The organism is Streptomyces sp. CBMA156 (assembly GCF_014596515.1).
Taxonomy (GTDB): domain Bacteria; phylum Actinomycetota; class Actinomycetes; order Streptomycetales; family Streptomycetaceae; genus Kitasatospora.
Genome location: NZ_MSJQ01000320.1, coordinates 1 through 19,796, shown reverse-complemented (window position 1 = coordinate 19,796; position 19,796 = coordinate 1). Strand labels below are relative to the sequence as shown.

Annotated in this window: 22 protein-coding genes; 16 read left to right on the top strand and 6 right to left on the bottom strand. The window is 73.2% G+C overall.

Annotated features, from left to right (window positions below):
• Positions 1-143: 143 nt before the first annotated feature.
• Positions 144-632 carry a glutathione peroxidase gene (locus tag BU198_RS27965; protein WP_188299650.1) on the bottom strand — a complete coding sequence of 163 codons (489 nt, stop codon included), beginning with the start codon at positions 630-632 and terminating at the stop codon, positions 144-146.
• A gap of 723 nt (positions 633-1,355) precedes the next feature.
• Between BU198_RS27965 and BU198_RS27960 the strand changes: the two genes are divergently transcribed.
• Entirely contained in the window at positions 1,356-2,837 is a 1,482-nt protein-coding gene (locus BU198_RS27960) for a SulP family inorganic anion transporter (protein ID WP_188299651.1), read from the top strand.
• 82 nt (positions 2,838-2,919) lie between these two features.
• A complete protein-coding gene (locus BU198_RS27955) occupies positions 2,920-3,231 on the top strand; it encodes an MTH1187 family thiamine-binding protein (protein WP_188299649.1) in 312 nt (103 codons plus the stop codon).
• Here the strand turns inward: BU198_RS27955 and BU198_RS27950 are convergent.
• Positions 3,220-3,693, bottom strand: coding sequence for a DoxX family protein (locus tag BU198_RS27950; RefSeq protein WP_188299648.1), 474 nt, complete (start codon positions 3,691-3,693; stop codon positions 3,220-3,222). The two genes, BU198_RS27955 and BU198_RS27950, sit on opposite strands and share 12 nt — an antisense overlap.
• A 152-nt stretch (positions 3,694-3,845) precedes the next feature.
• Between BU198_RS27950 and BU198_RS27945 the strand changes: the two genes are divergently transcribed.
• From BU198_RS27945 to BU198_RS27935, 3 genes are all read left to right on the top strand, one after another.
• Positions 3,846-4,424: a TetR/AcrR family transcriptional regulator gene (locus BU198_RS27945; protein ID WP_188299647.1), complete on the top strand. Its 579-nt coding sequence runs from the start codon at positions 3,846-3,848 to the stop codon at positions 4,422-4,424.
• Positions 4,425-4,502: 78 nt separating this feature from the next.
• Entirely contained in the window at positions 4,503-4,643 is a 141-nt protein-coding gene (locus BU198_RS27940; protein ID WP_188299646.1) for a hypothetical protein, read from the top strand.
• Entirely contained in the window at positions 4,640-5,401 is a 762-nt protein-coding gene (locus tag BU198_RS27935) for an SDR family NAD(P)-dependent oxidoreductase (RefSeq protein ID WP_188299645.1), read from the top strand. The genes BU198_RS27940 and BU198_RS27935 overlap by 4 nt, the downstream gene beginning before the upstream one ends.
• Before the next feature lie 31 nt (positions 5,402-5,432).
• Here BU198_RS27935 and BU198_RS27930 read toward each other — a convergent pair whose 3' ends face one another.
• On the bottom strand, positions 5,433-6,119 hold the full coding sequence (locus tag BU198_RS27930; RefSeq protein ID WP_188299644.1) for an SMI1/KNR4 family protein: 687 nt from the start codon (positions 6,117-6,119) through the stop codon (positions 5,433-5,435).
• 193 nt (positions 6,120-6,312) lie between these two features.
• Between BU198_RS27930 and BU198_RS27925 the strand changes: the two genes are divergently transcribed.
• The 3 genes from BU198_RS27925 to BU198_RS27915 all read left to right on the top strand — a co-directional run bounded on the left by BU198_RS27925 (position 6,313) and on the right by BU198_RS27915 (position 9,610).
• Entirely contained in the window at positions 6,313-7,251 is a 939-nt protein-coding gene (locus BU198_RS27925; RefSeq protein ID WP_188299643.1) for a carbohydrate ABC transporter permease, read from the top strand.
• Positions 7,248-8,144, top strand: coding sequence for a carbohydrate ABC transporter permease (locus BU198_RS27920; RefSeq protein WP_188299642.1), 897 nt, complete (start codon positions 7,248-7,250; stop codon positions 8,142-8,144). The genes BU198_RS27925 and BU198_RS27920 overlap by 4 nt, the downstream gene beginning before the upstream one ends.
• A gap of 74 nt (positions 8,145-8,218) precedes the next feature.
• Positions 8,219-9,610, top strand: a complete 1,392-nt coding sequence (locus BU198_RS27915; protein ID WP_188299641.1) for an ABC transporter substrate-binding protein — start codon at positions 8,219-8,221, stop codon at positions 9,608-9,610.
• A gap of 90 nt (positions 9,611-9,700) precedes the next feature.
• On the opposite strand, the gene BU198_RS27910 is transcribed toward BU198_RS27915, so the two are convergent.
• Positions 9,701-9,970, bottom strand: coding sequence for a helix-turn-helix domain-containing protein (locus BU198_RS27910; protein ID WP_188299640.1), 270 nt, complete (start codon positions 9,968-9,970; stop codon positions 9,701-9,703).
• A gap of 154 nt (positions 9,971-10,124) precedes the next feature.
• Here BU198_RS27910 and map point away from each other — a divergent pair, with 154 nt between their 5' ends.
• The 7 genes from map to BU198_RS27875 all read left to right on the top strand — a co-directional run bounded on the left by map (position 10,125) and on the right by BU198_RS27875 (position 17,377).
• Positions 10,125-10,892 (top strand): type I methionyl aminopeptidase, encoded by a 768-nt coding sequence (map, locus tag BU198_RS27905; protein WP_188299639.1) that lies wholly within the window; start codon positions 10,125-10,127, stop codon positions 10,890-10,892.
• Positions 10,893-11,038: 146 nt separating this feature from the next.
• Entirely contained in the window at positions 11,039-11,512 is a 474-nt protein-coding gene (locus BU198_RS27900) for a hypothetical protein (protein ID WP_188299638.1), read from the top strand.
• A 70-nt stretch (positions 11,513-11,582) separates the two neighbouring features.
• Positions 11,583-12,278 carry an HAD family hydrolase gene (locus tag BU198_RS27895; protein ID WP_188299637.1) on the top strand — a complete coding sequence of 232 codons (696 nt, stop codon included), beginning with the start codon at positions 11,583-11,585 and terminating at the stop codon, positions 12,276-12,278.
• Positions 12,279-12,351: 73 nt separating this feature from the next.
• Complete coding sequence (locus tag BU198_RS27890) at positions 12,352-12,777, top strand: acyl-CoA thioesterase (protein ID WP_188299636.1); 426 nt, start codon at positions 12,352-12,354, stop codon at positions 12,775-12,777.
• A gap of 166 nt (positions 12,778-12,943) precedes the next feature.
• Positions 12,944-14,485: an alpha/beta hydrolase gene (locus tag BU198_RS27885; protein ID WP_188299635.1), complete on the top strand. Its 1,542-nt coding sequence runs from the start codon at positions 12,944-12,946 to the stop codon at positions 14,483-14,485.
• Between the two features lie 179 nt (positions 14,486-14,664).
• Positions 14,665-16,986, top strand: a complete 2,322-nt coding sequence (locus tag BU198_RS27880; RefSeq protein ID WP_223245031.1) for a transglycosylase domain-containing protein — start codon at positions 14,665-14,667, stop codon at positions 16,984-16,986.
• A gap of 67 nt (positions 16,987-17,053) precedes the next feature.
• Complete coding sequence (locus BU198_RS27875; protein WP_188299634.1) at positions 17,054-17,377, top strand: hypothetical protein; 324 nt, start codon at positions 17,054-17,056, stop codon at positions 17,375-17,377.
• Positions 17,378-17,383: 6 nt separating this feature from the next.
• Here BU198_RS27875 and BU198_RS27870 read toward each other — a convergent pair whose 3' ends face one another.
• Positions 17,384-17,995 carry a hypothetical protein gene (locus BU198_RS27870; protein WP_188299633.1) on the bottom strand — a complete coding sequence of 204 codons (612 nt, stop codon included), beginning with the start codon at positions 17,993-17,995 and terminating at the stop codon, positions 17,384-17,386.
• A 109-nt stretch (positions 17,996-18,104) separates the two neighbouring features.
• A complete protein-coding gene (locus BU198_RS27865) occupies positions 18,105-18,653 on the bottom strand; it encodes an RBBP9/YdeN family alpha/beta hydrolase (RefSeq protein ID WP_188299632.1) in 549 nt (182 codons plus the stop codon).
• 258 nt (positions 18,654-18,911) lie between these two features.
• On the opposite strand from BU198_RS27865, the gene BU198_RS27860 reads away from it, so the two are divergent.
• Positions 18,912-19,478: a DJ-1/PfpI family protein gene (locus tag BU198_RS27860; protein ID WP_188299631.1), complete on the top strand. Its 567-nt coding sequence runs from the start codon at positions 18,912-18,914 to the stop codon at positions 19,476-19,478.
• Positions 19,479-19,796: the final 318 nt, after the last annotated feature.

Here is a 19,796-nt window from a genome sequence, read left to right as displayed (position 1 = left end):
ACCCGCGCGGCGGAGGCGCTGCGCGCGACCCTGCTGGCGCACCTGCGCGACGCCGCGCGGGACGGCGAACTTCCGCCGGGCACCAGGCTGTTGCTGTGACGCGGAGGGCCGCCCCTGAGCGGCCCTCCGCGTCGGCGGGGCGGTCAGGCCGGCAGCAGGCCCTCGATCGCGGCGGTCAGCTCCGCCGACTCCGGGTCGACGCGCGGGCGCAGCCGGGCCGCCACGGTGCCGTCCGGGGAGATCAGGAACTTCTCGAAGTTCCAGGAGACGTCCCCGGCCTGGCCCTCCTCGTCGGCGACCTCGGTCAGCCGGGCGTACAGCGGGTGCCGGTCCTCGCCGTTGACGTCGATCTTCTCGAACAGCGGGAAGGTGACGCCGTAGGTGGTGGAGCAGAAGGTGCGGATCTCCTCGGCGCTGCCCGGCTCCTGTCCGGCGAACTGGTTGCAGGGGAAGCCGAGCACGGTGAACCCGCGCCCGGCGTACCGCTGCTGGAGCCGCTCCAGGCCCTCGTACTGCGGGGTCAGGCCGCACTTGGAGGCGACGTTGACGATCAGCAGCGCCTTGCCCTTGTGGTCGGCCAGCGAGGCGGGCTTGCCGTCGAGGGTGCGCAGCGGGATGTCGTACAGGCTCACGGTGGTGGTCCTTCCGGTGGGTCGTCGGCCTCTTCGGGGGCCACGGTAGCGGGCGCCGCCCGGCCGGCGGTGCCCGGCGTGCCGGTGGCCGGGGTGTGCGGGAGCGTGTCCGGGCGGCGGGGATTCGCACGCCAGGGCGGCCGTCGTGCTGGTGTACCCGGGGAACCGGACGCTCCGCGCCGGGAAGCGGAGCCGGCGTGCGGTGCGGGTGAAGGGAGGGTGCGGGGTGTGGGCCCGCCCCGCCGGCCTGGGTACCGTCGGTGGCACGCCGGGCCCGTGACGTCCAACTGAGGCCGCGGCAGGGGGATTTCGGGCCGTCCGGTGCGTTGGGGAGATCCGGGGCCGGTCCCGTCCAGGACCAGCGCGCCCGGTCCGTCGCACCCGAGCGAGGGACGCACCCCCTGACCGCACCGACCCGACACCCGCCGCCGCGCTCAGGTCCGCCCGGACCCGCGGCCGTCCCGCTGTCGCCGCCCTCCGCGGTCCCGTCCCCCTGTCCCTGCCCCTGCCCTTCTCCCTGCTCGGCTTCCCCCTGCTCCCCGCCCTTGCAACGGCGCGCCCGCCGCGGCGGCCGCGCGGAAGGAACGTCCCCATGCACTGCTGCACCCCTGCCCGGTCCCTGGCGGTGACCGGGTGAACCCGCCGCCGCACCGGAGCGACAGCCCGCCGGGCCGCCTGCGCGAGCAGGCCCCGCCGGGCCGGCCCCGGACCCCGCTCGCGGCCCTGCGGGCCGTCCCCTGGCGCCACGACCTGCCGGCCTCCCTGGTGGTGTTCCTCGTCGCTCTCCCGCTCTGCGTCGGCGTGGCCGTCGCTTCCGGCGTCCCGGCCGAACTCGGGCTGGTCACCGGGATCGTCGGCGGCCTGGTGGCCGGCCTGCTGCCCGGCAGCAGCCTCCAGGTCAGCGGGCCCGCCGCCGGGCTGACCGTCCTGGTCGCCGACGCCGTCCAGCGCTTCGGCACCGGAGCCCTCGGCGTGCTGGTGCTCGCCACCGGCCTGCTCCAGTTGGCGATGGGCGCCCTGCGGCTCGGCCGCTGGTTCCGGGCGATGTCCGCCTCGGTGGTGCACGGCATGCTGGCCGGCATCGGGCTGACCCTGGTCTTCGGCCAGCTCTACGCGCTCGCCGACCGCCGCGCCCCCGCCACCGGACCGGAGAAGATCGCCGGACTGCCCGCCCTGCTGGGCGACACGCTGACCGCGTCGGCCAATCCGAGCGCGGTCGCCCTCGGGCTCGGCACCCTGCTGGTCCTGGCCGGCTGGAAGTACCTGCCGGAACGCGCCGCCCGCGCCGTCCCCGCGCCGCTCGCCGCGGTCGGCCTGGCCGCCGCCGTGACCGCCGCCGCCGACCTGCCGGTGGCCAGGGTCCGGGTGGCCGGGCTGCTCGACGTGGTGCACCTGCCCGACCGCGACTCGCTGACCGCCCTGGCCGGCACCGCCGGGCTCGGCACCGTCGTCGCCTTCACCCTGATCGCCTCCGCCGAGACGCTGTTCAGCGCCGCCGCCGTCGACCGGATGCACCACGGCCCGCGCACCGACTACGACCGCGAACTCACCGCCCAGGGCGTCGGCAACGCCGTCTGCGGGCTGCTCGGCGCGCTGCCGATGACGGCGGTGATCGTGCGCAGCGCGACCAACGTCCAGGCCGGCGCGCGCACCAGGGCCTCGCGGGTCCTGCACGGCGGCTGGCTGCTGCTGTTCACCGCGCTGCTGCCCGGCGCGCTCGGGCTCGTCCCGCTCACCGCGCTGGCCGCGGTGCTGGTGCACGCCGGTGCCAAGCTGGTGCCGCTGCGCCGGATCGTCGCGCTCTGCCGGGGGCACCTGGGCGAGGCGCTGGTGCTGGTGGTGACGGCGGCGGCGATCATCGCCACCGACCTGTTCGAGGGGGTGCTGATCGGCATCGGCCTGGCGGTGGCCAAGTCGGCCTGGCAGACCTCGCAGCTCCAGATCGCGGTGGAGGAACAGGCGCAGCCCACCGGGCACCCGCTGCACCGGGTGCGGCTGAGCGGCAACGCCACCTTCCTGCGGCTGCCCCGGCTGCTGGACACCCTGGAACGGCTGCCGGGGGACCGGCCGGTGGAACTGGACTGGTCCGGGCTGCGCCACCTGGACCACGCCTGCACGGTGGCGCTCGTCTCCTGGGCGGACCAGCACCGGGCCCGCGCCAGCGCGCCGCTGGCCGTCGAACCGCCGCTGCCGACCGTCGCCTGACGTCCGGGGTGCGTCTAGTTTGGTCGCTGGGTCCGGACCGGACCCAGCGACCAGTGCTGTCCACTACAAGGAGCGCAGAACCGTGATCGCAGCCTTTTCGGTGACCCCGCTGGGGATCGGCGAGGACGTGGGTGAGGCGGTGGCCGCCGCCGTCCGGGTGGTGCGGGAGAGTGGGCTCCCGAACCGTACGGACGCCATGTTCACCAGCATCGAGGGAGAGTGGGACGAGGTGATGCCGGTGATCAAGGCGGCGATCGAGGCGGTGAAGGCCCACAGCAACCGGGTGAGCACGGTCATCAAGATCGACGACAGGGCCGGGGTCACCGACGGCCTCACCGCCAAGGTCGCCTCGGTCGAGCGCCACCTGGCCGCGGACGGACCGTCAGACCGTTGACGTCGGCTGGGCCGCCGGTTCGGGCGTGGCGGTCAGGGGCCGGCGGGAGAGCAGCCGGTCCAGGGCGTACGGGCCCGAGCCGAGTGTCGCGATGGCCAGGAAGGCCCAGCAGAACATCACCGAGGCCTCGCCGCCGTTCTGGATCGGCAGCAGCGCGTGCTCCTGGTGGACGGTGAAGTAGGCGTAGGCCATCGAGCCGGAGCAGAGCAGGGCGGCCACCCTGGTGCCGGCGCCGAGCAGCACCAGGGCGCCGCCGACCAGCTGGATCAGCGCGGCCCACCAGCCGGGCCACTGGCCCAGCGGGACGGTGCCGCCGCCTTTGGTGCCGCCGAGCACGCCGAACAGCGAGGCGGCGCCGTGGCAGGCAAAGAGCAGGCCGATGACGATCCGAAACACCGTCAGAACGACGGGTCTGGCTGCCTCGACGCTCTGCAGGGGGTTGGTGGAGCGGTGTGCGGGCATGCGAAACGCCTCCTGTGGGGGAAGGAGGTGGATGGGAGCGGTAAGGGTAGCCTTGGTCTAGTCCACTTGGCAATGCTCCGTCATAGATCAGGTCTGGACCACTTGGCGCACTTTCTTGACCGATCGATCTGGAAAGGGCTAGCGTTCCCGGCATGGCGCGCACGAAGGAATTCGACCCGGACGCGGCGTTGCAGGCGGCCCTGGAGCTGTTCTGGCAGCGCGGCTACGAGGCCACGTCGATGGCCGACCTGGTCGAGCGGCTCGGCATCGCGAGGGCCAGCATCTACGCGACCTTCGGCAGCAAGCACGAGCTGTACCTGCGGGCCCTGGAGCGCTACTGCGAGCAGAGCGACTCGGCCCGGCTGCTCGACCTGTCCCAGTCGGGCCCGGCGCTGCCGGCGGTCCGCGCGATGATCCGCCAGTACGCTGCGGCGGACGGTCAGGAGCGCCTGGTCGGCTGCTTCGTCACCAACACGGCGGTGGAGCTGGCGCCGCACGACCCCGCCGCGTCCCGCCGGGTGGAGGCGAGCCTGGACCGCCTGGAGACGCTGCTCACGGCCGCCCTGGTGCGCGCCGCCGCGCAGGGCGAACTGCCCGCCGGGCGGGAGCCGCGGGCGCTCGCCCGGATGCTGGTGGTGCTCCTTCAGGGCATCCGGGTGGTGGGCAAGACCGCCGACGGCGGGGTCCGGGCGCGGGACGCGGCGGAACAGGCGCTGGCACTGCTGGACTGACGCTCCGTCGGTTCGGGCCGGCGTCTTCTGCTGTGCCGATTCAAGACCGAATGGTCTATATCGAGGGGAGGGTTTTACATGACTGTCATCTCTACCGGCCGGTACGCCGCAGGGGCGGCGCTCGCCGCGATCACGGTCGCCACCCTGCCCGGGAACCACCACGACACCATCGCCACCACACCCGAAAGCACCGTCCGACTCAAGGAGTTCACCTCATGACCACGCGCTTCGCCGACACGTCCGTCCTGGTCACCGGCGGCGGCAGCGGCATCGGCCGGGCCATCGCGCTCGCCTTCGCCCGGGAGGGTGCCAGGGTCGCGGTCGCCGGCCGCACCGAGGGCCCGCTCGCCGAGACCGTCGAGCTGATCGAGCTGGCCGGCGGCACGGCGGTCGCGCTGACCGGCGACGTGACGGACGCCCGGGACGCCGCCCGGCTGGTCCGTACGACCGTCGAGCGGTTCGGCGCCCTGGACGTCGCGGTCAACAACGCCGGGGTGATCGGCGCCCTCGGCCCGGTCGCCGACATCGACGGGGCCGAGTGGCAGCGGCTGATCGGCGTCAACGTCACCGGGACCCTGCTCGCCATGCAGCAGCAGATCGCCCACATGCGCGCCCACGGCGGCGGTGCGATCGTCAACGTCTCGTCCAACCTGGGCGCCCACAAGCGGATCGCGGGCGTCGGGGCCTACGCCGCCAGCAAGGCCGCGGTCACCGCGCTGACCAGGGCCGCCGCCCTCGACCACATCGCCGAGGGGGTGCGGATCAACACCGTCAGCCCCGGCGCGGTGGACACCCCGATGTCCTCCAGGCCGGGCGAGAACGCGGACACCAAGGCCGAGCGGATGAAGGGCGAGGTCCCGGTCGGCCGGGCCGGCGCGGTGGAGGAGGTGGCCGCCGCGGTGCTGTACCTGGCGTCGCCGGAGGCCGGTTACACCGTCGGCAGCGACCTGGTGCTGGACGGCGGCTCCTCCGCCTGACCGCGGCTTCGCCGCCCGGCCGCGGCCTGCCCTACTCGCCCAGCCACTCCCCGGGCACCGCCTCGTAGAGCGCGTCCAGCGCCTCCGGGGTGCGTGCCCGGGCGATCACCCAGGCCTCCTCGGCCACCCCGACCAGGACATCGGGCCCTTGGTACCAGCGGAAGTTGCGTCCCAGTGCGGGCAACTCCCGCAGGCCGTCCGGCAGTTCCTCGTCCAGTTCGAGGAAGTCGGACAGCTCGTGGTCCTCCAGAAGCTTCTCCATCAGCGCCATCACCACGGCCGCCGTCGAGAAGCGTTCCTCCCAGGGCTCCCACCGCTCCTGCGACTTGTCCGCCAGGTCCGGCCGGATCACCGTCGGCGGGTCCTCCAGAGCGAGGTCGTCCAGCAGCACGCCCCAGTGCGCGCATCCCTGGTTCTCCGCCCGGTACACCAGCGCGCCGTCCATCACGCGCAGCTCGTCCGGCGTCAGCAGCACGTCCTGGCTGCTGGTCAGGTCGGCCCGGCGGCCGAACAGCCGGTACGCCTCCCGCAGCGCCGGCGGCAGCCGCAGGCCCAGCCGCCGCTCGGCCGCGTCCAGCTCCGCCTCCGTGAAGCCGTCGCCGGGCCCCAGCGGTTCGCCCCAGTACGCGGCGAAGCCCCTGACGAACGCCCAGGCACCCGCGCGGGAGCGCGCACTTTCGGCCATTGCGGCCGGGAAATCGAAATCCGTTTCGTCCATCAGCGCACCGTACGACACCCCGGTGACAACCCGCCGAACCGCCCGCCCGCCCGTCCGGGCACGACCAGCCGGATCTGACGCGAACGCGTAATCCCGACGACACTCGTTGATCACCACGAGGTTCCCGCGGCGTCGTGTGGGCAGGACACGGTTTCGGCCGGAACCGACGTCACGAAAGGCGGACGCGCAACAGATGCCGACCGCACCGCACACCGAGCCCCTCCCGGGCCGCCGTCCACGAGCGCACCGGGGAGGCCGCTGGGGCGAGCACGGGCTCGCCTGGGCCTTCCTGCTGCCCTCGCTGGTGGTCTTCGTCCTCTTCATCGGCTACCCGCTGTGGCGGACCGTCTACCTGAGCGGACACGCCAACGACCTCTTCGGCGCGCCCTCCCGCTACGTGGGGACGAAGCACTACACCGACCTGTTCGCCTCCGCCGACTTCGGCCGCACCCTGGTGACCACAGCGCTGTTCACGCTGTTCACCGTGGTGCCCGGCGTGCTCGGCGCCCTGGCACTGGTCCTGCTCCTGGAGAACCGGATCCGCGGCGTGCGGCTGCTCCGCTCGGTCTTCGCGCTGCCCTTCGCCTTCTCGGTGGCCAGCGCCTCGGTGGTCTTCGCGGTGTTCTTCAACCCCGCCAGCGGGGTGCTCAACGGCCTGCTCTCGCACGTCGGCCTCGGCCCGGTCGGCTGGCTGACCGACTCCCGCTACGCGCTGGTCTCGGTGGCCGTCACCACGGTCTGGATGAACCTCGGCTACAACGTGCTGGTGCTCTCCGCGGGCATCGGCTCGATCCCGGGGGAGGTCGTGGAGGCGGCCCGCATCGACGGCGCCTCCGGCCTGCGGCTGGCCCGCTCGATCACCATCCCGATGCTCGGTCCGAACCTGTTCTTCCTGACCGTGGTCTCCACCGTCCACGCGCTCCAGAGCTTCGGCCAGATCCACATCCTCACCAAGGGCGGGCCCGACGGCTCCACCCGGACCCTCGTCTACTCCGTCTACGAGAAGGCCTTCGCCTACGGCTCCAGCGACTTCGGCACCGCGAGCGCCCAGGCCGTGGTGCTGCTCGTGGTCGTCCTCGCCTGCACGGCCGTCCAGTTCGGCGTCCTGGAGCGGAAGGTGCACTACGCATGACCACACTGACCACCGGCACCACGACGGAGACCGAGGCGCCCCGCCCGCGCCCCCGCGCCCTCGCCGGGCGCTCCCCGCGCGACCTGCTCGGCCGCGCCGCCGTCTACCTGCTGCTCGCCGTCGCCATGGTCACCGTGGCCTTCCCGGTCTACTACGCGATCGCCGGCGCCTTCATGGGCCCGTCCGAACTCTCGTCCTACCCGCCGGCGCTGGTGCCGCACTCGGTCACCGGGCGGAACTTCTCCGGCGCCGTGGAGGCCATCCCGCTGGCCCGCCAGTACGCGAACTCGGCGCTCGTGGCGACCGGGATCACCCTCGCCCAGCTGTTCACCTCGGTGCTCGCCGCGTACGCCTTCGTCTTCCTGCCGATGAAGGCGCGGGCCGCGGTGTTCGGGGTGTTCCTGGCCACCCTGATGGTCCCGTGGGAGGCCATCATCATCCCCAACTACCTGACGCTGTCCGACTGGGGGCTCGGCAACACCTACTTCGGCCTGATGCTGCCCTTCCTGGCCTCCGGCTTCGGCACCTTCATGCTGCGCCAGGCCTTCCGCCAGCTGCCCGGCGAACTGCGCGACGCCGCCAGGATCGACGGGGCCGGCCACTGGCGGTTCCTGTGGCGGATCGTCGTCCCGCTGAACAAGCCGGCCATCGCCGCGCTGTCGATCTACGTCTTCCTGTCGGCCTGGAACCAGTACTTCTGGCCGCTGATCATCACCCGCACGGCGGACATGCAGACCCTCCAGATCGGGCTGACCTCGCTGCGCGACGCCGAGATGGCCGACCCCGGGCTGATCCTGGCCGGCGTCGTGCTCTCCCTGCTGCCCACCCTCGCCCTGGTGGTCTTCGGCCAGCGCTTCATCGTCCGCGGCCTCACCGCGGGCGCGGTCCGCTGACCCCCGTCCCGTCCCGTCCACGTACCTCCCCTGGACGCTCCGTCCTTCCGGAAAGAGAGAGAACCCTCGTGAAGATGAGTGCGCGCGCGCTCGCGGCCCTGCTGGTGGCCGGCCTGTCCCTGACCGCCTGTAGCTCCGGTGGCTCCGGCTCCGGCTCCGGCTCGGGCGGCTCCTCCGACGCCGGCGCGCCCGGCGCCCAGGCGCTCGACCAGGCCTCCGGTGTCACCACCGTGGAGTTCTGGCACTCGATGACCGGAAAGAACGCCGAGGTGCTGAACGGGCTGGTCGGCCAGTTCAACGCCGCCCACCCGGGCAAGATCGAGGTCAAGGCGCAGTTCCAGGGCAAGTACGACGAGCTGGTCACCAAGTACAAGGCCGCGGTGCAGCAGAAGGGCACCCCCGCCCTGGCGCAGGTCTACGACATCGGCACCCGGTTCATGATCGACTCCAAGCAGACCGTCCCGGCGCAGGCCTTCGCCGACAAGGACGGCTACGCGCTGGACGACCTGGACGCCAACATCCGCAACTACTACTCGGTGGGCGGCAAGCTCCAGTCGATGCCGTTCAACTCCTCGATGCCGCTGCTCTACCTGAACGAGGACGCCTTCAAGGAGGCCGGCCTCGACCCGGCCCAGGCGCCCAAGGACCTGAACGAGCTGGGCGAGCTGGCCAAGAAGCTGACCAAGAAGGATGGCGACAAGACCGTCAGGTACGGCTTCGGCGCGGCCATCTACGGCTGGTTCGTCGAGCAGCTGCTGGCCGAGTCCGGCGCCATGTACTGCGACAACGACAACGGCCGCAGCAACAAGGCGGGCAAGGTCGTCTTCGACTCCGCCCAGGGCGCCCAGATCGTCCAGTGGTGGGCCGACCTGGTCAAGGGCGGCTACGCGGCCAACACCGGCCGCAACACCGACGACGCCCAGGCCGCCTTCAAGGCCGGGACGGTCGCCATGCACCTGGAGTCCACCGGTGTGCTGCGCGGCTACACCGAGGCCGCGAAGTTCGGCGTCGGCACCGCCGCCTTCCCGAAGGTGAACGCCGCCGACCAGGGCGGCCCGGTGATCGGCGGCGCCTCGCTGTGGATCAGCGGCCCCGGCCACTCGGACGCCGAGAAGCGCGCCGCCTGGGAGTTCGAGAAGTTCGTCTCCGCCCCCGAGCAGCAGGCCGTCTGGCACACCGGCACCGGCTACTTCCCGGTCAACAAGAAGTCCCTGGACGACCCCAAGGACAAGGAGTGGGTGGCCAAGTACCCGCAGTTCCAGACCGCGATCGACCAGCTGAAGGCGACCAAGCCGACCCCGGCCACGGCCGGCTGCCTGCTCGGCGTGATGCCGCAGGCCCGCAAGGGCGTGGAGACCGCGATCGAGCAGACCATCGCGGGCACCAAGCCGGCCCAGCAGGCCCTGGCCGACGCGGCGAAGGAGCTCCAGCCGGCGATCGAGAGCTACAACAGCTCGGTCGGCTGAGCCGTCCGCACCGCGGCACGACGGCGGCCCGCCCCGCGCACCACGCGCGGGGCGGGCCGCCGTCGTACGGGGTGGGCGCGCAGAGGCGCGCTACGCGGAGAGCGCCTCGCCCTCCGCCGGGGGCGCGCACGCGGCGGCCAGTTCGTCCAGCGACAGGTCGAGTGCGAAGGCCAGTGCCGCGATGGTGAAGAAGGACGGCGTCGGCGCCCGGCCGGTCTCGATCTTCCGCAGCGTCTCCGCCGAGACGCCGGCCACCGCCGCCACCTCGACCATGCTGCGGCCGCCGCGCGCCTCGCGGAGCAGCGCCCCGAAGTGCTCGCCGCGCTCGCGCTCCCACGGGGTCAGCGGAGTCCTCACCATGCCGACGAGTCTATAGGGCCTGTCCTCACGCTCGCGTCGGTGTGAGGACAGACTCTGCGGCCTCGTGCCGGGGCGCCGCGGGAGTGGCCATCCGCACTCCGCGAGCGTGATATAAATACCGGTATAAGAATTGGATTCAGGGGAGAGGTGCACCATGGTCGAACTCAAGTCGGACACCGCGCTGGCCGCGATGCGCGAGGCCGGACGGGTGGTGGCGGACGCACTGGCGGCCGTCCGGGAGCAGGCGGCGGCCGGCGTCAGCCTGCTGGAGCTGGACGAGGTCGCCCGGGGCGTCCTCAAGGCCGCCGGAGCGACCTCGCCGTTCCTCGGCTACCGCCCCGCCTTCGCGCCCGTCCCGTTCCCGGCCGTCATCTGCGCCTCGGTGAACGACGCCGTGGTGCACGGCATCCCGGACGGCTACCGGCTGCGCGACGGCGACCTGGTGAGCATCGACTGCGGCGCCCTCCTGGACGGCTGGGCCGGGGACTCGGCGGTCAGCTTCACCGTCGGCACCGCCCGTCCCGAGGACACCGCCCTGATCGAGACCGCCCGGCGCGCCCTGGAGGCGGGCATCGCCGCCGCCGTGGCCGGCAACCGGACCGGGGACATCGCCCACGCCATCGGCACCGTCGCCCGGGCCGGCCGGTACGGCCTGCTGGACGGCTACGGCGGGCACGGCATCGGCCGCCGGATGCACGAGGACCCGCACGTGGCCAACGAGGGCCGCCCGGGCCGGGGTTACCCGCTGCGCCCCGGCCTGGTGCTGGCGATCGAGCCGATGCTGCTGGCCGGCGGCCGCGACGACCACCTCACCGACCCGGACGGCTGGACCCTGCGCACCACCGACGGCAGCCGGGCCGCCCACGTGGAACACACCGTCGCCATCACCGAGGACGGGCCGCGCATCCTCACCCTGCCCTGACCCGGAACCCCGGACGGGCACCTGGGCCACGACCAGCGCCGCATCAGGCAACGTTCGACTGCCCCTCATCGCCGTCGATCCCACGCACCCGTACCCGTTCTGCCACGACATCGAAGGTCGTGGGGTGCGGGCCGTAGGCTGCGGACGTGACCTACGACATCCACTTCCTGAGGGTTCAGCCGGGCCGCACCTTCGACGAGACCATGCAGGAGGTCAACTCCGCCTACGACCCGGAGGCCGAGCCCGCCCCGATGAACCTGACCGGCGACCAGCGTGCCGTCTGGGACAGGCTCACCCAGCGGATATCCCGGGAGGTGGGTCCGATCACGTCCGAGGAGTACCTCTACAGCCTGACCTTGTGGCGCGACGGGCCTGCCGGTTACCTGCAGCTGGACTACGCGGGAGACTCGGCCTCCGTCGAGATCCCCTACCGCTACCCGGGACAAGCGGCGCTACCGATCATGGCCGAGGCGTATCGGATCGCTCGGATGGTCGAGGAGGAGTGCGGCCTCGAAGGCTACGACGCCGAGGTCGACCAGCCCATCCGGACCGGTGATGTGGACACAGCGGCGGCCAGGCTCGGCGGCATCTCCCGCTGGGCACACGGCCATCTCACCTGAGGCGAGAGGCCCTCTCCGGGATGATCGGGAGAGGGCGAACGTCGGCTGATGCGGCACTAGGCTCGCCGGCATGATCAAAGCTGTGATGTTCGACTTCTCCGGCACCCTGCTCAGGGTGGTCTCCACCGCGGAGTGGCTGGCGGCCCACACCGCCGCTGCCGGCCTCGGCCTGACCGCCCGGGAGGAGGCCGAACTGGTGGCCAGGCTGGAGGAGTTCGGCGCACTGCCCGGCGGGGTGGTGCCGCGCCGCATCCCACCGGAGGTCCAGGAGGCCTGGGACACCAGGGACCTGACCCCCGAGCTGCACCGCACCGCGTACACCGCGCTGGCCCGTGCCGCCGAGCCGCCCGCGGGCCTCGACGTGGACGCCCTCTACGACTCCCACATCGCGCCCGGGAGCTGGCGCCCGTACCCGGACGCGCTCCCCGTGCTGCGCGAGCTGCGCCGCCGGGGCCTGCCGGTCGCGGTGGTGAGCAACGTCGGCTGGGACCTGCGCCCGATCTTCCGCGCGCACGGCCTGGACGAACTGGTCGACGTCTACGTGCTGTCCTGCGAGGTCGGCGCCCAGAAGCCCGACCCGGTGATCTTCGAGACCGCCTGCGAACGCCTCGGCCTGGCCCCGTCCGACGTGCTGATGGTCGGCGACGACCGCACCTGCGACGGCGGCGCGACCGCGCTCGGCTGCGCCTTCCACCCCGTCGACCACCTGCCCGTCGACCTGCGCCCGGACGCCCTGACCGCGCTGCTCGCCGTCCTGCCCGGGTGACCGGGGAGGACGGCCGGCCGGGGTGACGCAGGACACGAGGTGGCGCCCGGCGGCCGGGAGTACCGTGCGGGGCATGAGCGATCAGGACTTCACCACGCACGTCACCGTCCGCGGGTACGAGACCGACACCCAGGGCCACCTCAACCAGGCGGTCTACCTCCAGTACGCCGAGCACGCCCGCTGGGAGTACCTGCGGGCGGCCGGGATCCGCCAGGCGGACCTGGTCGCCGCGGGGGTGGGCCCGGTGGTCCTGGAGACCACGGTCAAGTACCTGCGGGAGCTGCGCGCGGGCGACGCGGTGGAGGTCAGCTGCTCGTTCAGCTGGCGGGAGGGCAAGACCTTCCAGGTGGTGCAGCGGCTGGTCCGCGAGGACGGCGTGCTGGCCGCCGAGATCACCGGCGTCGGCGGCATCCTCGACCTGGCGGAGCGCCGGCTGGTCGCCGACCCGCGCGAGCCGCTGCGCGCCCTCGCCGCCGACCCGGGGCTGCTCGGCCTCTGAGCCGGCCCGGGCCCCGGTCCCTCCCGCGACCCCTCGCCCGCCGTGGCCGGAGACCGCCGCCGACGGCGGTCTCCACCCCGCGCCCGGCCTCCGGGGGATTACCCCACCCCCGACCGTCCCGCTGCCCGGATGGGCCCAACTGCCGTGCCCCAGCAGACTCCTGGGCATGACGAAGTCCGCTCGCACCATCACCGCCGCTCGCACCGTCACCGCCGCTCGCACCGTCACCGCAGTGATCACCGCGGCCGCCGCCCTCGCCGTCACCGCCCTGAGCGCCGTGCCCGCCGGCGCGGCCGACGGCCCGAAGCCCGGCGGCGACCGCCTCGCCTGGACCACCTGCGAGGGTGAGGTGAACCGGGCGCAGAAGTGCGCCGACCTCACCGTCCCGCTGGACTACCGCGATCCGCACGGCGCGCGGATCACGCTCGCCGTCTCCCGGATCGCCACCGCGAAACCGGGCCTGCGCCGCGGTGTCCTGCTGATCATCCCCGGCGGCCCCGGGGACAACGGCCTGGACCGCCCGTCCGACGCGTACGGCCGCCTCCCGGAGTCCGTCCGGGACCGCTACGACCTGGTCGGCTTCGACCCGCGCGGGGTCGGCCGCTCGACCCCGGTCAGCTGCGGCCTGGAACACGAGGACCTGGCGTGGGTCAAGCTCCGCCCCTGGCCCGCCGCCGACGGCTCGATCGACGGGAACGTCGCCACCGGGCACCGGTTCGCCGAGGCCTGCGCCCGCAACGGCGGCCCGGTGCTGCGCAGCGTCTCCACCGCGAACGAGGCCCGCGACATCGACAGCATCCGCCGGGCCCTCGGCGAGCGCCGGCTGTCCGCCTGGGGCACCTCGTACGGCACCTACGCGGGCGCCGTCTACGCCACCATGTTCCCCGAGCGCACCGACCGGATCGTGCTGGACAGCAACGACGACCCCGACCCGACCCGGGTCGGGCGCGGCTGGCTCGCGGCCTTCGGCCGGGGTGCCGAGGAACGCTTCCCCGACTTCGCGAAGTGGGCCGCGGCGCCGGACAATCCGGACCGGCTCGCGGACACCCCCGAGGAGGTCCGCCCGCTCTTCCTCGGCCTCGCCGCCCGCCTGGACCGCGAGCCGGTCCCCTGGCCGGGGGCCAACCCGGCGGAGCTGAACGGCAACGTGCTGCGCGAGACCATGATGCAGGCCCTCTACGCGGACAGCCGCTTCCCGGTCCTCGCCCGGCTGATGCTGGCGGGCCTGGGCAGCCGCCCGCTGCCCGGGACCCAGTCGGGGTCGCAGCCGGACGACGTGATGCAGAACCACATCGCGGCCTCGGCCGCCACCCTCTGCAACGACGTGAGCTGGCCCGCCGACCAGGCCGCGTACACCAGGGAGGTCGCCGCCGAGCGCGCCGCCCGTCCGCTCACGGCCGGCATGCCGGTGAACGTGATGCCGTGCGCCTTCTGGCCGTTCGCGCCCGCCGAGCCGCCGGTGCGGGTCACCGGCCGGGGTCCGGCGAACGTCCTGCTGGCCCAGAACCTGCGCGACCCCGCCACCCCGTACGCCGGCGCGCTCAAGCTGCGCGCGGCGTTCGGGGACCGGGCCAGGATGGTGACGGTGGACGCGGGCGGTCATGACGTGTACCGGGCCAACGGGAACGCCTGCGGCGACGAGGTGGTGACGGACTACCTGGTGACCGGCCGCCGCCCGGCCGGGGACGTCTTCTGCCCGGCCGGCTGAACGGCCCGGGGAGCCGGGGAGCCGGTGCGCCGGGGCAACGGGCCGTAGACGAACGGCCCTTGTGTCGGTGTGCACCGGCGTCCGGCCCTCGGCAATGAGTCGAATCCGTCGCGATTTTGTGACAATCCTTCGCCAACACCCGCTCCACACGGCCTGTTCACGGCCGTAGTGTTCGATCTATGTCACCGAAGAGCCGCCGCACACCCGCCGCCTCGGACCCGGGCGACACCTGGGTCCAGCGCCCGAGGCGCCGCGCGACCCCGCTCGGATTCCTGGGCCACGCAGCCACCTTCCTCGGCGCCAGCGTGCTCGGCGGCGTGCTGCTGGCGGGCGTGATACTCCCGGCGGCCGGGGCGGTCGGGCTCGGGGCGAAGAACGGCGCCGAGGGCTTCGAGAGCATCCCCGACGACTTCAAGACGCCGCCGCTCACCCAGGCGACCCAGATCTTCGACGCCAAGGGCGGCCTGATCGCCAAGGTGTACGAGCGCGACCGCACCGTCATACCCGCCGACCAGATGTCCCCGCTGATCCGCACCGCGCAGGTCGACATCGAGGACGCCCGCTTCTACGAGCACGGCGCCGTCGACCTCAAGGGCGTCCTGCGCGCCATCACCAAGAACGCGGAGAGCGGTGCCGCCGTCCAGGGCGCCTCCACCCTGACCCAGCAGTACGTGAAGAACGTCAACGTGGAGAAGGCCGGGGACGATCCGGACGCGGTGCGCGAGGCCCAGCGCAAGACGCTCGGCCGCAAGATCCAGGAACTCCGGTACGCCATCAAGCTGGAGGAGGACCTGACCAAGGAGCAGATCCTCACCAACTACCTCAACATCACCTTCTACGGCCACCAGGCGTACGGCATCCAGGCCGCCTCCCAGCGCTACTTCAGCAAGGACGCCAAGGACCTCAGCCTCCCCGAGGCGGCGATGCTCGCCGGGCTGGTGCAGAACCCCTCCCAGTACGACCCCAAGCTGCACCCGGTGGCCGCCCAGAAGCGCCGCGACACCGTCATCGACAAGATGGTGGAGAACAAGCACATCACCGCGGACCAGGCCAGGGAGGCGAAGGCGGCCCCGCTCGGCCTCGACTACAAGGATCCGCGCAACGGCTGCATCACCGCCAAGGCCGGCATGGGCTTCTTCTGCGACTACGTGCGGCACGTGGTCAAGCAGGACCCGGAGTTCGGCAAGAACTCGGCCGACCGCAAGAAGCTGTGGGACACCGGCGGCCTGAACATCTACACCACCCTGGACCCGGACAAGCAGACCGCCGCCCAGAACTCCGTCTCCACCAAGGTGTACGTCACCGACCCGGTCTCGGCCGCGATGACGATGGTCGAGCCCGGCTCCGGCAAGATCCTGGCGATGGCGCAGACCCGCCCGTACGGCCTGGCCAAGGAGAAGAACGAGACCGTCGTCAACTACAACGTGGACGCGGGGATGGGCGGCGGCATCGGCTTCCAGCCCGGTTCCAACTTCAAGCCGATCGTGGCCGCCGCCGCCCTGGAGGCCGGTCTGCCGCCCACCCAGCGGTACGACTCGCCCAACCGGATGGACTGGCCGACGATGAAGACCTGCGACGGCACCTGGAAGAACCTCAGCAAGGGCAAGAAGGAAGGGACCATCCCCAACGAGAGCACCTCCGAGGTCGGGCCGTACGACCTGAAGCAGGCCATGGCGATGTCCGTGAACACCTACTTCGTGCAGATGGAGCAGGAGATCGGCCTCTGCGCGGTCAAGCAGATGGCCAACAAGCTGGGCGTGACGGGCAAGGCGAGCGGCGACCCGCTCCAGGAACTGCCCGCGCTCGGCCTCGGCACCCAGGAGGTCAGCCCGCTGACCATGGCCAACGTGTACGCGACCTTCGCCGCCCGGGGCACCTACTGCGCGCCGCTGGCGATCAACCGGATCACCACCGTGGACGGCGCCGACGTCCCGGTGCCCCCGGCCCGGTGCACCCCGGCGATGTCCGAGGACACCGCCGACGTGATCAACAGCGTGCTGCTCGGGGTGACCGAGAAGGGCGGCACCGCGCGGGACCTCGGCCTGGACGACAACCGCCAGATCGCCGGCAAGACCGGCACCACCGACGAGAAGAAGTCGGCCTGGTTCACCGGCTACACCGGCAACCTGGCGGGCTCGGTCTGGCTGGGCAGTCCGGGCACCAAGGTGCCGATGCGCAACATCAGGATCGGCGGCAGGTACCAGGCCGAGGTCTTCGGCGCCACCGGCCCCGGGCCGATCTGGCAGCAGGCGATGAGCGACGCGGTCCGGGGCATGCCGGAGAAGGAGTTCACCACCGTCTACATCCCCGACCCGCCCCGGCGCGACGGCAACTGCACCACCTCCAGCGGCTCGCCGACTCCGGCCGGCTGCACCGGCGCCCCCACCACCGGGGGCCAGGGGAACACCGGCAAGCCGCGCGGCACCAGCCCGACCGGCCGCTCCGCGCCGCCGACCACCCAGCCCGGTACCGCGGACTCGCCGTCCCCCGAGGACCGGTGAACCGCCCGGCCCCGCTTGAGTACGGGTACTCATGCGGGGCCGGGGCCCGTCGGCGGACGATGACCGCATGCCGCACAGCATCCTCGGCGTCCCCGCCGTCCTCTGCCCCTCGGCCGGATACCTGGCCGGCTACCTGGTGATCGGGCTCGCCGCCGCCCACGAACTGCGCGCCGGAGCGGGCGCCGCGGGTCATGCCGGTCACGGGGGCGCCGCGAGCGCCGTGCGGCAGTGGACGGCGGTGGTGTGGACGATGCCCGGCTTCCTGTCGGCGATGACCCTGAGCCCCTTCCCGGACGGTACGGCGGTCCGCTTCCTGGCCGCCACCGCCCTGGGCGCGGCCGGCAACGCGGCCCTGCTGGCGCTCGGCGCGCACGCCCTGGGGCTCGGCTGAGCGGGATCAGCGCGCCTCGACCGGCTCGCCGCTGTCCTGGTCGAGGTTGAACACCCGCCGGTAGGAGTCGGTCACCACGGTGACCTGCGACCGTCCGGTCCAGCTCGCCCCCACCAGCCTGGCCCCGTCCGGGCCGCCGCCGACGTCGGCGAGCGACCAGCGCCGGGCCGACCAGCCCGCGCCGGTCTCCAGCAGCACCTGCCAGCGCTCGCCCACCCCCGGCCCCGCGGCGTACGAGAGGTGCACCACCACCAGGGAGCGTTCGGCCCCGGCGGGGGCGTCCTCCCGGCTGCGGGTCTCGGCCGCCGACACCTTGTGCACGGCCAGCACCCCGAGCAGGAACACCACCCCGGCGGTCACCGTGACCGACCGGGTGGCCGTCCGTACGGCGGTGCGCAGGTCGCCGAGCCAGGCGGCCGCGATCAGCGCGGCCAGCGCCCCGCCGAGCAGTGCCTCCGGCTGGTTGAGCAGGTCGGCGACCAGCATCAGCCCGCCCGAGCGGCTCTCCCACTGCCCCCAGGTGTACAGCAGCACGGCGCCCAGCCCGCCGGCCGCCAGCAGCCGGACCAGGACGCGCCTGGCCCGGGACGTGCGTCGGTTCGTCGTCCCCCGGTTCATCGTCCCGCTGTCCCCGCTTCCGCTGTCCCCGCTTCCCCCGTCGGCGGTTCCGCCGTGCCCGGTTCCCCCGCGTCCGGTTCCCTCGCTCCCGGTTCCCCCGTCGGCGCGGTCACAGCTCGGCGAGCAGCTTGCGGCCCTCCGGCCAGTCGCCCAGCCCGGAGTCGGAGTTGAGGTGCCCGTACGCGCCCGGCTCGACGTACCTGGCTCCCCAGGCCGCGGCGAACGCCCGGGCCCGTTCGGGGCGCACCCAGGGGTCGTCGGCCGAGGAGACCACGACGGCCGGGAACGGGAACCGCTCCAGCGCCACCGGGCGGAAGCCCAGCAGCTCGGGGACCTCGGCGGTGTCGACGTCCGCCGGGGCCACCAGCAGCGCGCCCCGGACGGCGCCGGTCCGCTCGGCGGGCGCGGTGGCCACCCAGTGGGCCGTCGCGACGCAGCCCAGGCTGTGGGCGACCAGCACCACCGGGCCCTCGGCGGCGGCCTCGGCCACCGCCGCGTCCACCCGGGCCACCCAGTCGGCCCGCTCCGGGTGCTCCCAGTCCGCCTGTCCGACCCGGCGGAAGGAGTCAGGCTCGGCCGTCTCCCAGCGGGTCTGCCAGTGCCCGGGCCCGGAATTCTGGTAGCCGGGGAGGACGAGGTAGGTGGTGCGGTCCGGCATGGGCTCCTCCGGGAGGGGGACGGTCGTGGGCAGCACTGGAGTCTAGGCCGCGGTCCGACAGCCCCCGCAGTCGGGCGGGCGACCGGCGCGCGCCCCGTACAACCGGCGCGAAAACCTCCGCATGCGCCGTTGTGCGCCCGGTGCGCCCCGTTGCCAACCGTGTCGCCGGTACGGGAGGTTGGACCGGGCCCTGGCCGGCCGCCACCGACCGGGGCCCGCACCCGACCTGAGGCTCGACCACGTGGAGGGATGTCGGCGATGACATCGAAGATCCTGCTCGTCACCGGAGACGCCGCCGAGTCACTGGAGGTGTTCTACCCGTACCAGCGGCTGCGCGAGGAGGGCTACCAGGTCGACATCGCGGCACCCGGCAAGAAGCGGCTCCAGTTCGTGGTGCACGACTTCGTCGAGGGGTTCGACACCTACACCGAGAAGCCCGGCTACACCTGGCCCGCCGACCTGGCCTTCGCCGACGTCGACCCGGCCGACTACGTGGCCCTGGTCATCCCCGGCGGCCGCGCCCCCGAGTACCTGCGCAACGACCCGGACGTGCAGCGGATCACCCGGCACTTCTTCGCCGAGGACAAGCCCGTCGCCCAGATCTGCCACGGCCCGCTGATCACCGCCGCCGCCGGCGTGCTCGACGGCCGCCGCACCTCCGCCTACCCGGCGCTCGCCCCGGACGTCAGGGCGGCGGGCGCCGAGTTCGTGGACGGCGAGGCGGTGGTGGACGGCGTGGTCGTCTCGGCCCGCGCCTGGCCCGACCACCCGGCGTGGCTGCGGGCCTTCATCGAGGTCCTGCGCACCAAGGCGCCGCTCGCCTGACGCACGCCCCGCCGACGTTCCCGCGGCTGTTCCCGGAGCCGTACCCCGAGCCGTCTCGGGGTACGGCTCCGGGTCCGTTCCGGGTGCGATCAGGGTCGGCCACCGCCCATCGGTCGACGACCGTCGCCCGATGCTCTGACAAGGTGTCAACAGCTGGGGGCCACACCCCGGTTGACGACTCCCATCACTCAGACCAGGGAGGCCGGCATGACCGCCGCCCCGACTCTTCCGACCGTTCCGACGGCCACCCGGACCGCTCCGGCCACCGCGCGCCACCGGCCGGCGCTGCGCGCCGCCATCGCGGCCGCCGTCGGCGCC